The organism is Daejeonella sp. AP26, from assembly GCF_056680515.1.
On record NZ_CM155286.1, the window covers coordinates 1944319 to 1957494 of the forward strand.

The 13176-nt window shown below is 40.9% G+C and carries 11 protein-coding genes; 4 read left to right on the top strand and 7 right to left on the bottom strand.

The window, feature by feature from the left end; all coding sequences use genetic code 11:
• Positions 1-66 precede the first annotated feature (66 nt).
• Both AC1MCB_RS08355 and AC1MCB_RS08360 read left to right on the top strand, forming a co-directional pair.
• Positions 67-1677, top strand: a complete 1611-nt coding sequence (locus AC1MCB_RS08355; RefSeq protein ID WP_479968291.1) for a hypothetical protein — start codon at positions 67-69, stop codon at positions 1675-1677.
• Between the two features lie 41 nt (positions 1678-1718).
• Positions 1719-3119, top strand: a complete 1401-nt coding sequence (locus AC1MCB_RS08360; protein ID WP_479968292.1) for a DUF5723 family protein — start codon at positions 1719-1721, stop codon at positions 3117-3119.
• A 28-nt stretch (positions 3120-3147) separates the two neighbouring features.
• Here AC1MCB_RS08360 and tsaB read toward each other — a convergent pair whose 3' ends face one another.
• From tsaB to rpmH, 4 genes are all read right to left on the bottom strand, one after another.
• The gene (gene tsaB, locus AC1MCB_RS08365) at positions 3148-3837 is read right to left on the bottom strand and encodes a tRNA (adenosine(37)-N6)-threonylcarbamoyltransferase complex dimerization subunit type 1 TsaB (protein WP_479968293.1); all 690 of its coding nucleotides are present in this window, start codon (positions 3835-3837) and stop codon (positions 3148-3150) included.
• Positions 3838-3856: 19 nt separating this feature from the next.
• Positions 3857-4081, bottom strand: a complete 225-nt coding sequence (gene yidD / locus AC1MCB_RS08370) for a membrane protein insertion efficiency factor YidD (RefSeq protein WP_479968722.1) — start codon at positions 4079-4081, stop codon at positions 3857-3859.
• A gap of 5 nt (positions 4082-4086) precedes the next feature.
• Positions 4087-4479, bottom strand: a complete 393-nt coding sequence (locus AC1MCB_RS08375) for a ribonuclease P protein component (RefSeq protein WP_479968294.1) — start codon at positions 4477-4479, stop codon at positions 4087-4089.
• Positions 4480-4542: 63 nt separating this feature from the next.
• Complete coding sequence (gene rpmH, locus AC1MCB_RS08380; protein ID WP_479968295.1) at positions 4543-4701, bottom strand: 50S ribosomal protein L34; 159 nt, start codon at positions 4699-4701, stop codon at positions 4543-4545.
• A 164-nt stretch (positions 4702-4865) separates the two neighbouring features.
• Here rpmH and rpoN point away from each other — a divergent pair, with 164 nt between their 5' ends.
• Positions 4866-6338, top strand: coding sequence for an RNA polymerase factor sigma-54 (gene rpoN, locus AC1MCB_RS08385; RefSeq protein ID WP_479968296.1), 1473 nt, complete (start codon positions 4866-4868; stop codon positions 6336-6338).
• Between the two features lie 272 nt (positions 6339-6610).
• On the opposite strand, the gene AC1MCB_RS08390 is transcribed toward rpoN, so the two are convergent.
• Together AC1MCB_RS08390 and AC1MCB_RS08395 are read right to left on the bottom strand one after the other, a co-directional pair.
• A complete protein-coding gene (locus AC1MCB_RS08390) occupies positions 6611-7621 on the bottom strand; it encodes a PorP/SprF family type IX secretion system membrane protein (RefSeq protein WP_479968297.1) in 1011 nt (336 codons plus the stop codon).
• A 2-nt stretch (positions 7622-7623) separates the two neighbouring features.
• Complete coding sequence (locus AC1MCB_RS08395; RefSeq protein WP_479968298.1) at positions 7624-11181, bottom strand: PKD domain-containing protein; 3558 nt, start codon at positions 11179-11181, stop codon at positions 7624-7626.
• A 217-nt stretch (positions 11182-11398) separates the two neighbouring features.
• Here AC1MCB_RS08395 and AC1MCB_RS08400 point away from each other — a divergent pair, with 217 nt between their 5' ends.
• Complete coding sequence (locus AC1MCB_RS08400; protein ID WP_479968299.1) at positions 11399-12235, top strand: alpha/beta hydrolase; 837 nt, start codon at positions 11399-11401, stop codon at positions 12233-12235.
• Here the strand turns inward: AC1MCB_RS08400 and AC1MCB_RS08405 are convergent.
• Positions 12227-13117, bottom strand: a complete 891-nt coding sequence (locus AC1MCB_RS08405) for a diacylglycerol/lipid kinase family protein (protein ID WP_479968300.1) — start codon at positions 13115-13117, stop codon at positions 12227-12229. The two genes, AC1MCB_RS08400 and AC1MCB_RS08405, sit on opposite strands and share 9 nt — an antisense overlap.
• Between the last annotated feature and the right edge of the window lie 59 nt (positions 13118-13176).

Below are 13176 nucleotides of genomic sequence, written 5' to 3' on the forward strand. Positions count from 1 at the left end.
GTAATAAACCTGCCTACAATTCGTCGGCAACCACTTAAAAATATAATTTTGCTGAAAGTCTAGCTAATGAATAAAATTTATCTGACCACTTTCCTTTTACTAGTGGCAGTTTTCACGGTTGCCTACCTGTATTTTTCAACCATCTCCGCGGGCAGTCGAAATAATGACAAAGCTCTCTCATTAATTCCGAATGATGCAGCACTTATCTTGACTTTCAAAAACGATAAAGATATTTACGAAATCTTTCGTGATTATACTGTGTTCGAAGCAATTACCGGAAAGCAGAAAAAAGAAGAAATTTCGGCGCTTAAATCAATTCTGCTCAATTCAGACCAAAGTTTTCGAAGTTCAAAGGGCCAAAATATCTTCCTCTCATTTCACCCTCTGAAAAGCGATTCAGTCGCATTTCTATGGATCATGCCTATGCCTCAAAAATCGAGCGATTCGGATGTGATTAAATCTCTAAAAAGTAACAGCTCTTTAGTTTATAAGGAAAATAAGACTTTCAATCTACCGATCATTGAAGCCCAGATTAAATCACTCAACCGTCCCTTTTATATCTATATCGACAAAAACGTTATTTTGGGAAGCTTTTCACGATCGGCAGTAGAGAATAGCCTGGACTTGAATAGCCCAAAAATATCAGCGGATTTTACGAATGAAATAAACCAGGCCAGCAATCCAAATCAAAACGCTCCGGCCAGCGTGTTTGTCAATTACCGAGGTTCAATTCCGTTTCTTTCGAAGTTTTTTAAAAACAATTTAAGCGGCAACTTTTCGCTTCTTAATAACTTCAATGCTATCGCTACTCTAAACCTGAATTTTAAAAGCGATGCATTAATGTTCAACGGGATGACCAAACCGGACACCACACAAAACAATTTTATAAATCTTTTTTTAAATCAGCAGCCGGTAAAAAATCCGATAAAGCGTGTCGTTCCCAGCAATACAGCTAATTTCATCGCTTACGGAGTGTCAAACTACAACAGGTTTCACAGGGATTTAAAAGGGTTATTGAAAAAGAGGAATGAGATTGAAAAAATCAACACAAGTCTAAACGTCATCAGAGAGGAAAGTGGAATTAACGTCGACCGGGATATCAGGAAGTACTGGGGAAATGAATTTATAACATTTCAGTTATCTACACAGGAGAAGTTTGCCGCAATAAAACTAACCAATGGACGTCAGATGCAATTTTTTATGGAGCCTTTGAGCTCAGAGTATTCACCGAACATCCGCCATCTTAATTATCCCGGCCTCTTATATTATTATTTCGGCGACGGCTTCAAACAGTTCAATAAGCCTTTTTATACCATTGTTGATAATTTAATGATACTTTCCAACTCGCCGGGGAGTCTTAACAGATATCTAACACGTTATAGCCGGAACTCACTTTATGAAAACGATCGATTCTTAGTCTTTGATCAGCTGGTAGCCGATCAAAGTAATATATCTGTATTTGTTCATAATCAAAATTCTCGCAGCAACATTAAATCTCTTCTAAAGCCGGAATATGCTAAAGCTCTTTCAAGTGATAACTATGGCTTAAAAGAATTTTACGGATTTTCTTATCAGTTGAATAGTGAGAATGATCAATTTTTCACTAACTTTTATGCCGGATATGCGGAAAAGCCCGCAGATACGTCACTGTCAATAACACCCGACAGTATTAAATAAAGCTACTGCAACAAACATCAGCAAAAACGGTATAAAAGAATATGAAGAGAATCGCGTTAACAATTGTGCTTGCCATGAGTACTTCTTTAGTTTGGTGTCAACAATTCGGTCTCTACAATTCACTTACGTTATACGATGCATTCGAAAATCCTTCGCAAAAGGCTTTTCAGGCAGATAGCAGTCGCAAATATGCTTTCAATTTTTTCATACCAACTTTTTCTTTTAACGGGCGGTTCAGTGGACCGGCAGAAAACAATTTCAAAACGCTGATTTACCAAAGCGCAATTAATGGAGATGGTTTAGTGCTTGGTCAAGGTGAAATGAACCGGGTAACAGCTCAAACCAATAGTTATATGCTGATGCTGCGAATTTTCAGCAGGGTGGAATACAACCGGGAAATTGGTTTTTCATGGCAAATAAGAAACGAAGGAAGGGCGAAGGTAACCAACGAGTCTCTTGCCATCTTCGACAATTTTAGCTTATTCACCCACGATGAATATTCCAATATCTTTAATAACGAGGGTTTTAATCAATCATACAATCAGTATAGTTTTAATTATCGCGAAGACTTCAATAAGCGTCTGTCGCTTGGGGTGAAGCTAAGTGTGTTAAGTGGCATTACATACAACAAGCTTGATATAGAAGAATCGCAATTAAGTATACGGCGAGATCTCAATGAATTCGACGTACAATTAAAGGGGAATTTTAAGTCAAATGTCCTTAAGTCTGACTTAAACAGTGGTATTGTTAATCCAACGTTCCGCGATCCCGGTGTCTCGGTTAGCCTGGGTGGAAGCTATAAATTCAGGGGTGGATGGTTCTTGTTGGGTAACATTAAAGATATTGGTTTTATAAAATGGAATAAAAATTCATATAACTATGATCTGGATGACCTGATTAAAATTGATAATGCTCAATTTCCCAGTGCTGACGAGCGGTTAAGAGATGGCATTGAAGACATGGTAAAGATAAGAAGAGCAAACGGCCAGTTTAATAGCATGATTAATGGTAAAGCCGAGGCACTGATAAATAAAAATTTCGGGAACTATAAACCGAATTTTATTCTTTCTAAAAATCTATTTTATCCGGGGGGTAATGCTGCCCTGGTAAATAATTATCACTGGAGAAACTTGGTTTTAACGGGAACAGCCGCATATGATTTAGATAAATATATAGAGGTAGGCGGCCAGATTATGATCAAATCTCCCAATGTCGAATTCTTTATGGGTAGTGACAACCTCCTGAAGACCTATCATTCTTCTCGTTCTCTAATCACTGACTTTCCATATGGGGGTGGCGCCAGTTCGGCTTCAGCTTATATGGGCTTCGCTATGAAATTCGGACGTATGATGGAGCACCAACCTAATTCGAATTTCATCCCTGGCATGAATGCGAATCATGACCGCGTGGGAATCTTCAGAAGATTGTTTGGGAAAAGATAATACTCGAGTGCTATTCTGATAGGATATTCTATTTGGATACACCAGCTATAAAATCCTTCAAATAAAAAGGTTCAAAGTAAGCCAGATCTTCGACTTCGCCAATTTCCAACTTTCTTAAAGCTGGAATACCTAAATGCGCAGCGGAATTTTCAAATTCTTGAAACCGGTAATTTGGATGTACTGAGTAAAGCGACTGACTTTTGTTTGCGCCGTCACCAAAAACTATCACCTCATTTTTTTCAAAATACTGTTCAAAAGTTTGCTCATTTAATATCTTAGCTGACACCGGTTCGATCTGGTGGATTTTCGAGTCATATAGAGCAGTGTATACCTCCATACGGCGGGCATCAATCATAGGGCAAAGCAAACTTGCATTATCCGTATTTGGATATTTCTGCATAAAGCCACTCGCCATTGCTTCAAGAGTATCAATAGAAATCAACGGAATGTCCAGGGCAAAGCATAACCCCTTGGCCGTAGAAACGCCGATCCGTAAACCGGTGTATGATCCGGGCCCTTTACTGACAGCAATAGCATCAAGTTCCTTGTAATCTTTACCCGCTTTTTTCATCACTTCATCAATGAACAAAGTGATTTGGCTGGCATGAACATTTCGTTCATTCAATTCCTTAACAGCAAGCAATTTACCATTAGCTGAAAGAGCAACAGAACACATTGTTGTAGCTGTTTCTAATTGTAGGATCAGTTTGCTTTGCATTTAAGAATATATAAATTGTTTAAGGAACCGGATCATGGCCATGTCCACCCCATGGATTGCACCGTCCAATTCTTTTCAAGGTTAGCCAGCCGCCTTTGAAAGGTCCATACTTTGTAATGGCTTCAACGCCATATTGAGAACAGGTGGGCGTAAACCGGCAGGAAGATCCCAGTAACGGCGAGATGAAATACTGATAGAAACGAATCAGCAACAGGAAAAATTTCCCTAAAACCCGGTTGATCATCATATTTAAATATGACTTTTAAGATAAGCTTCTTTAAGTTGTAACAAAACAAGCTTAAATTTCTTCTCCATTAAAGGATACTCGACAATGTCTTTACCCACGTAATGAATACCCAATAAAAGCTGCGCCGAATGATCCGCCAGGAAGCTGTAAAGTTCCAGACCCTTATTTAACCTGTAGATTTCGCGTATTCGACGCTTGATTAGGTTACGATGAACCGCCTTTTTAAAGCGTCGCTTCGGCACATTGATCACTACCTGGGCAGGTACGTCTATTGGTAAAGGATGCCTAAGCCAAACAATCCGGAACGGATATAAAAGAAAAGAAGAACCGTTATGAAAAAGCTCTTCGATAAGCTTCTTACTACATAACCGTTCTTCCTTTTTAAAAGTATACATTTAAGATTGCTTAACACTGTTAGACGGCAGATCTAATCTGCGGCAGCAAAAAGCAATCAAATATTATGCTTTATGAAGACGCACATCAGAAACAGAAACTCTTTTTCTGCCTTTCGCTCTTCTGGCTGCCAGTATTCTTCTTCCGTTTGCAGTGCTCATACGTTCTCTGAAACCGTGCTTATTTCTTCTTTTCCTTTGAGATGGCTGGAATGTTCTTTTCATGATGTTTTAATATATATTGCTTTAAAAAACAAGAGCGCAAATATAAGGTTGATTTTTCAAAATTCAAACTATCTGTTTGATTAAAAACCAAAATAGTGATACATGTGAAGGTATATTTTACGCTGGTTGACTCATCATAAAGTTTAATATGTAAATTTGACCATATGTTACGTCAGAATTTACAGCAAAAACTCCTACAAAAACTCTCTCCACAACAAATTCAGTTTATTAAATTATTGCAGGTGCCAACTGTGGCGCTCGATACCCGCATTAAAGAAGAACTGGAAGAAAACCCCGCTTTGGAAGACCTTAGTTTGGCAAACATGAATGAACCTGCCGAAGATTATCCTGACCGTGATCCTGATGAAGACACATACAACGCAGAAGACACTCCAGATAATAATGACGAATTTAATGTCGACGACTATCTGCAGGAAGACAATATTAACGACTACGGCTCAAAGTATGAGCAAAACGGTGAAGATGAAGACGACCGTAAAGAGATACCAATAGCAGTTCAAAGTTCATTTTTTGAAAGCCTGCAAGCTCAACTTGACCTTGTCCCCTTGTCTGACAAAGATTTTTTCATAGGCCAGCAAATTATTGGGAGTCTGGATGACGACGGTTATTTACGTCGTCCTATTGGTTCCCTGGTAGATGACCTCGCATTCTCACAAAACGTATTTGCCGAAGAAGAAGAAATACTGGAAATGCTTAAAGTAATTCAGTCATTTGACCCTGCTGGTGTTGGCGCACGCGATCTCCAGGAATGCCTTCTTATCCAGTTACGTAAACGTGAGCATGTCCCAACCGTTAAGAAAGCTATTTTGGTGGTGGAGAAGTACCTCGAAGAATTTACCAAGAAACACTACGACAAACTTGAGCGTTCCCTGAATATGGATTCTGAAGAACTGAAAGAGGTTGTAAATGAAATCCTAAAACTTAATCCGAAACCCGGTGACTCCAATGCAGTAACAACCAAACAGCTGCAGGTAATCCCCGACTTTCATATCAGTAATAATGATGGCACGCTGTTATTAACCTTAAACTCGAAAAATGCTCCCGAGCTGCGCGTTAGTCGATCTTACCAGGAAATGTTCGAGCATTATGATAAAACCGCTCAGAAGGACAAAAAGTTAAAGGAGGCAGTTCAATTCGTCAAGCAAAAACTTGATTCAGCCCGCTGGTTTATCGATGCCATCAAACAAAGGCAGCAAACTTTACTGAAAACCATGAATGCTATCATGAACTATCAGTACGATTACTTCCTGACGGGAGATGATCGTAATTTGCGCCCAATGATCCTGAAAGATATCGCTGACCGGATAGGGATGGATATTTCCACTGTATCAAGGGTTGCGAACTCTAAATATGTTCAAACGGAATTCGGCACCTTCCTTTTAAAATCGTTTTTCTCCGAAGCCATCCAAATGGATAGCGGTGAAGAAGTATCAAATAAAGAGGTGAAAAAGATTTTGGAAGAATGTATCGGGAAAGAAGATAAAAGACGCCCTCTGGCCGATGAAAAGCTGACCGAAATTCTTAAAGAAAAAGGCTATAACATTGCCCGCCGGACCGTCGCAAAGTATCGTGAAGCAATGAATATCCCTGTAGCACGACTGCGGAAAGAACTTTAAGATTCGAATAGTTCCAATTCACCTTAGCCCCTAGAATTGATTTTCAAAGGCAGTTGCCTTTAGGCCATCTGCCGGCTATATTATATATAATTTCAAGGTAATAGGTTCGTACCTCGTTCGACCATCCTTAGACCAAACGGCTTTTGATCTAAGGATGGTCGAACCTGACCAGAACATGGCTCCTTTAATTGATATGCATTATCTATGCTTCTCCCGAATCTGAGGAACTTAATTATTCCGGGAATGTCATCTATACCTATGTAAGGCCAGCACTACCAGTTCCTTTGCGGACAGGTTACTTTATAGCGATTATTTAGTAATAAGCCTAGGACGATTTCGTGGGTACCATTACTTACTGACCGCAGCTCGGAAGTAGTAAAATCATAGGAATAGCTGAGGTTGAAAAAGTGACCAACGTTGAGACCGGCCAGCGCTGCAAACGAATCGTCTTTACGGTAGCTTGCGCCAAGCCAGAATTTATCCTTAAATGCCAGCTTCATATTCAGGTCTATAGACGCAGGCACCGGTGATACTAGTTTGACCATTGCCGAAGGTATAGCGGCAATGTCTTCACTCAAATAAAATTTATAGCCTGCAGTGATAAAATAATGCTTCACCTGCTTCCCCTGATTGTAATCGGCATAATCAGAAAAGTCAAGTTGCCTTCCTAGTAGCTGCTGGGCCGATACTCCAGCAAAGTAGCGAGGGCCGTACAGCCAGATACCAGCGCCTAGATCCGGCTGAATCTGGCTTTCGTTATTGTCCGATATCGCCGGGTCTGTTGGATCTTCCAGGATTATTTTGGACCGGTCAAGGCTTATCCTGGACATGCCTGCAGCAACCCCCACTGCCACATTCATATTTTCAGTTAAACCAAGATGATACGCGTAGGTAAGGTTTATATCAGTTCTGGAAAACGGACCAATTTTATCAGAAACCAAATGAAAGCCAACACCATGGTGAGGCTCGGAGGCTTTATAGGTTTGCACATAACTGCGGCTCATCGGGTTATTTCCCTCACCAGGAAATGAGGTGGCACTTCCTTGCGTGAACTTCTTGCCAAGTGGTGCATGTATAGAAAGGTATGAAGTGATAGGCGCATCCGTGAGACCCTGCCACTGATTACGATAACCTGCTTTAACGTCTGTATAATTTTCTATACCCGTAATGGCTGGATTAAGAATATAATTATTGAAAATATACTGAGTATATTGTGGCCTCTGCTGTGATATTGCACTGTAAAAAGGGTATAATAAAATCAACAGTGTAATAAGTCTCTTCATTATTATCTTATAATAGTTACGGCTCCTGACACAGTTTTTCGCCCGCTCTTTGGGTTGATAATATAATAATAAGTTCCGACCGGAAGGTCACTGCCATTAAACTTTCCGTTCCATGCCTCGGTATATCCTAACGAAGTGAAAACTTTGTTGCCATACCGGTTGAAGACTTCAACCACAACATCCGGGTAACTGTTCAAATGCTTAATATTCCATTCGTCATTTACCCCATCATTGTTCGGTGTAAAGGCATTCGGGATGATTGGAGTTTTTAACACCTTAACGGATACCTCGTCCGTAAATCCACAGCCCTGATTAGAGGTAATATTTAGTGTGTACGTGATATCTTCTACTGGAGATGCCACAGGATTCAAAATATCATCTCTGTCTAACCCTGTGGAAGGCGTCCATTTATATATCAGGCTATCGCCTGATGCTTTTGCATCGATTTTAACGCCTTCGCCCTCCAAAACATTAAAGTCATCGCCGGCAGTTGCCAGAGGAAGTGCTGAAACTCTGATAGTTTGCGTTTGGAAATTTACACAACTGTTAGTACCCGAGAAAGTATAAGTAAGAGTATGTACCCCTGCCCCTGCGGCGGCTGGATTAAAAAAACCGCTTGCAGACACCCCGGGGCCAGAATAAATTCCCTGACCTGGAATACCGTTCAGCAAACGACCCTGCTTTATCTGGAATGGTGTTTTATCAATACATACAGCAGCCAAAGTATCGAAAATTAGTTCGGGTTCTGCATTTAACACGATGTCAATAATCTGCTCATTAACACAAACTTGTCCGGAGTAAGCTAACATTTTGGCTTTAAATGCTTTCCTAGCCGGCGTGTTGAATCTGGCATACTGATATTCGTAACGTTTGACGGTATCGCTTCTTTTATTTGGATTCTCGTCAACCACCTTAGACTCCGGCTCATTATCCAAATCAAAGATCCATTCAATTTTTGTCAGTTCACCAAAATCAACACTCGCCCTGTCTTCAAAAATTACCGGTTGGCTGCTACATAGTTTATCTGCATTAAGTACCGTGAACTGAGCCTTAGGAACACTCCCATTTACAGTAAAAGTTTTTAAGTGTTTCACTTCGCAACCTTGGGGAGAGGTGACTGTAAGAGTAACCTGATAACTCCCCGCAGCGGTATAAGTATGCTCTGGATTTTGAAGAGCCGAAGCGTTTGGCCGTTGTGCATTTGCATTAGGGTCTCCAAAGTCCCACATATATTTCACTTCCGAAACATCGCCTGCCACAACCGATTTATTTGTAAACTGTGCCTTTGTATCAGCCAGGCATACTTCTGGCATTTCGAAATCGACCACTGGCGGACTGTAAACGGTTATATTTTTTTTCACCGGATCACTTACGCAACCTTGATCGGCTCCTGACGTCAATGTCACCTCATAGGTGCCCGCTTTAGTGAAGGCATGTGCAGGATTCTGTTCTGTAGAAACTTGTCCATCCCCAAAATCCCAGTTCCACTTACTAATTTTGGCAGTTTCCAGCACCGAAAGGTCGGTAAAATTCACCGGCACGGTTTCGCAAACGGTCGTTCCAGTACTAAAGTCTGCCAGTGGCTTGTGCAGCACCTGCACTTCCTGCACGACAGTAACCGGTTCGCAGTTAGATTCGTTCGTGACGGTAAGGATTACTTTGTAGGTTCCTCCTACGGAAAAAACGTGGGCGGGATTTTGTAGTTTGGAGGTGTTCGCTTCTCCCGATGCTGAATCTCCAAAGTTCCATAGCCAGGTTACTAAAGGACGGCCCTGACCATCACTTTCATCTTTAAACTTTATGCTGTCGCCAGCACAAATACTTTGATCGTTTGTGAATTTTGGCACCGGCGGATTAAAAATGGAGAAATCAAAAAACAATTGCTCACTACTGCCGCAACCGTCGGCGAGCGCTTTTTCAGCTATTACGTTTACCGAGTAATCTTTCGCCCGAGAATAACGGATTGTATCAGCAAGCTCGTAAACGTAGTACACAAGATCGCTTTCCGTATAACTGGAATCTACCACAGGAGCACTAAATTCCCGTACAGGGAGACCATCCTCGAGGTTCCAGGATAATTTGGTTGCCTGATATGGTAAAGTAACCTTAAATTTCAGCGGTTCATCTACGCAGCCGTTAGTAGCCTTTATGTTTTGAACACGAGTCACCAGTTCAATTCCAAGGCTCTCAACATTGGCGCCTGCAGAATACCCATAAGATTCGGCGCTTCCGAATCCATACGCTATGGCATTAAAGCCTTTATCAGCTCGTAAATTGTGAACGCCGGCGAAAACTGAGAGCCTTGCATATGAATAGGTAGGATCGCCCGGGATAGGGTTGAACGAAGCGGGAGCACCATCTATGCGAAAACTAGAAGCGGCGGTACTCTCAATGATCACATTAATGAAGTGATTAACAATCAAATAGGCTGATGAAGAATAGACCGTTATATTATCAATATTTTGTTCCACAGAATTCAGGAAAATCATCTCCGGATCACCGGCTTCCTCAGGGAATACCGAACAGTTAATTGATCGTCGTTGTGTAACGGCATATTGCACCACCTGTATCGGCTTGTCGGATTCAATAACATTAGGTGACTGCGAATCAAACTCGTAGTAAAGATTATTTGTAAAAGCGCTATTAGCCAAAGTATTCCCATTTAGTTTGACAATAGCAGACGGGTCGCTTTTTAATACCCGAAATATATCGTAGTTCCTGGATTTCAGTGGTGCAGTTATAAACTTTCTGCCCCATGAATTGGTGGGATAAACCTGTTGGTACAGATTATCGGAGGAGCCGGTTCCATCTTCGCCGCAGCCAATGGCAATCTTTCCACTTCCTGAAAATACCGCGATACGCTTGCATGGTTCTGTGGTCGTTGTAATCGATCGAATAGTTGAACCGGTAAGATCAACCCCTGTGGAGAAACCGTTAGGGGTAGTGAATGTATTTACACCTAAAACCTGGTAGATTTGACCTTTCTTTAAATTAACAATGAAGGGGACCCCGGCAGGATGACCATGTGTTGCTGCCGCCGGAGTGATCTCCACCTGAGTATTATCTTCGACTGCTATCACAAAAAAGTAAGAGAAAGATGATCCCTGGTTAGATATCTGAGTATAATTAATCGAATAATATTCTTTTCCTAAAGCGGTTACCGGTAAAACCAGGGTGGCACCTGAAACATTTTGATTGTAAATATGTGAGTACACCACCACCGGTCGTTCGGCAGTTATATGTATTCCCAAGTCATATAAGCCTTCTCCATCAAGGTAAGCCGATTGGGGAATATCAACAGTGGTAATTGAATTTGCTACTACTGAGAATTTTCGGGAATAGCCAATACCGGGAATTTCAACTACTCCGCTCGTGCTTACATCAGAAGTGACATAAACAGTCATTTGCTGGCTATTATTACTGTAACCCCTCACATGATTTCCATACCCCAGCCAAAAGTCTCTTCCTTTATTAGAAGTGCTTTGGGCAAAGACAGAATTGAGCGCCATCGTGATAAATAACAGCAATAAAGGAAATCTTGAGAGTCGTTTTATACGCATTTTTCCTTTTTAGCAAATTAATAGACTTCTTTAAAGTTACAAAACAGCCTGTAATTAAATGAGGCTTAAATAAATGTTTGTCAAGTCGTTACTAAGTTTATGTAATTGAATGATGATACATCAACTTTAAGATGCAAGTAGAACTCCAAACAATCGGTTGGAGCCGGATAATGCTCTTTATTAAGCAACCATTATATTTACCAGATAATAATCTAAGATGATAAAAAGTATTACTCTCCTCTTTCTTGTGTTCACGGGCTTTGTAGAAGCAACCGAAGCTGCAACTGTTGATACAATCCGAACTTACAGCGTTTCGATGAAAAAAGAAATTAAAGCGGTAGTTATCAAACCCGATAATCAGAATTCTAAGACTGTTTTTCCGGTAGTTTACCTTTTACATGGTCATGGTGGAGATTACTCAAATTGGATCAAACAAGTGCCTAAATTAAGAGACTACGCAGATCTATACCAGATTCTTATTGTTTGTCCCGATGGTGGGGTTTCCAGTTGGTATTTTGACAGTCCGGAGGACCCTGCCTCCAGATACGAAACCTATGTGGCAGACGAGCTGGTAAATTTAATTGATAAACAGTATGCGACAATAAGAGCTCCACGGGGACGGGCTATTACTGGCTTAAGTATGGGAGGCCATGGGGCATTATACCTGGCCTTTAAACACCAAAACATTTTTGGTGCAGCCGGCAGCATGAGCGGCGGTTTGGACCTCAGACCTTTTCCAGATAACTGGAGTATTGCGTCACATTTGGGAAAGTATGCCGATAATCCGGGCAGATGGGATAATAATAGTGTTATTAATTTAACTCATCTACTAACACCAAAATCTCTGCAGCTAATTATTGACTGCGGTACACAGGACTTCTTTTATGGCGTAAACACCGCTTTTCATAATAAGCTTGTTGAGCGGAACATTCCGCTTGACTTCATTTCGAGACCGGGCGCACATAATTGGGATTACTGGCGCAATGCGGTAGAATATCAACTGCTATTTATGAGCAAATTTTTCAGCTCGCAGAGTATTAAAAAATCAAACTAAAAATTCAATTAAACCTTCCCGAACCTCTATTCTAATTTCCTCGGGTTTTGTAATCTCAATGAACTTATCATCAACATGAGCATGAGTACCATGCCAATGCATCGTGATATTGCTTCCTTTAATTACTGTCAAATGAACTTTTTCTTCTTTACCTAGAAGCTTGCTTGTAATATAATCTATCAGCGCTTCCCGATGTTCCTCGCCTGCCAGGGCTACATCAAACTCCCCGTCATTAATGTTCACATCAGGGCCCAGAACAAGATTCGGCCCAATAGACCGAATATTCATTACTTCAACCATAAGATATTCGCCTGAATAATCAACGCCATCAATATTCAGGTTGCAGTAACAAGGCTGATAAGATAATACGATGTTACGAAGCTCTTCAAGAGCAAGTTCAAGTTCTTCATCCGGCGTGTGCGCCTCGACCCGGGCGACTTGCATCCGATTAATCAAGTAAGGAAATATGCCATAACCAAGCCCTTCAATGAAAAATTTTTTGTCAGCCATGCCGTAAATTTTACCGACATCAAAGGGCTTTCTTCTGGATAAAAGCCACGACTCGGCAGCTTCTTCGGCTGGCACTTCTACCTGTAAAGTTTTAGCAAGATTATTTGCGGTTCCTAACGGCAAGATAGCCATGGGGAATTTTTTATCAATCAGCTTTCTGTTAAGCAACTTAGCCACCACTTTTCTAACGGTTCCATCGCCACCAGCGATAATTAAAAAATCGATATCGTCGCTGATATCATCCCATCCACTTTCTTTTACCGATGCGTACTCACAGTCGAAACCCTTTGATTCAATCATTGCAATAAGATCATGATGTGAATGTTCTTCATCACCCGCTGCAGCATTATGCAATAATTTTACTTTAGTCATATTATAATTTGTTCTAAAACATAGCGAACGGTTTTTGGTTGGCATTATAAAAACTATTT

Excerpts from the sequence above, each read along its gene's own strand:
- AC1MCB_RS08360 (WP_479968292.1), top strand. The coding sequence starts at position 1,719 with ATGAAGAGAATCGCGTTAACAATTGTGCTTGCCATGAGTACTTCTTTA.
- AC1MCB_RS08375 (WP_479968294.1), bottom strand. The coding sequence starts at position 4,479 with ATGTATACTTTTAAAAAGGAAGAACGGTTATGTAGTAAGAAGCTTATC.
- AC1MCB_RS08390 (WP_479968297.1), bottom strand. The coding sequence starts at position 7,621 with ATGAAGAGACTTATTACACTGTTGATTTTATTATACCCTTTTTACAGT.
- AC1MCB_RS08400 (WP_479968299.1), top strand. The coding sequence starts at position 11,399 with ATGATAAAAAGTATTACTCTCCTCTTTCTTGTGTTCACGGGCTTTGTA.
- AC1MCB_RS08355 (WP_479968291.1), top strand. The coding sequence starts at position 67 with ATGAATAAAATTTATCTGACCACTTTCCTTTTACTAGTGGCAGTTTTC.
- rpmH (WP_479968295.1), bottom strand. The coding sequence starts at position 4,701 with ATGAAAAGAACATTCCAGCCATCTCAAAGGAAAAGAAGAAATAAGCAC.
- AC1MCB_RS08395 (WP_479968298.1), bottom strand. The coding sequence starts at position 11,181 with ATGCGTATAAAACGACTCTCAAGATTTCCTTTATTGCTGTTATTTATC.
- AC1MCB_RS08405 (WP_479968300.1), bottom strand. The coding sequence starts at position 13,117 with ATGACTAAAGTAAAATTATTGCATAATGCTGCAGCGGGTGATGAAGAA.
- rpoN (WP_479968296.1), top strand. The coding sequence starts at position 4,866 with ATGTTACGTCAGAATTTACAGCAAAAACTCCTACAAAAACTCTCTCCA.
- yidD (WP_479968722.1), bottom strand. The coding sequence starts at position 4,081 with ATGATCAACCGGGTTTTAGGGAAATTTTTCCTGTTGCTGATTCGTTTC.
- tsaB (WP_479968293.1), bottom strand. The coding sequence starts at position 3,837 with ATGCAAAGCAAACTGATCCTACAATTAGAAACAGCTACAACAATGTGT.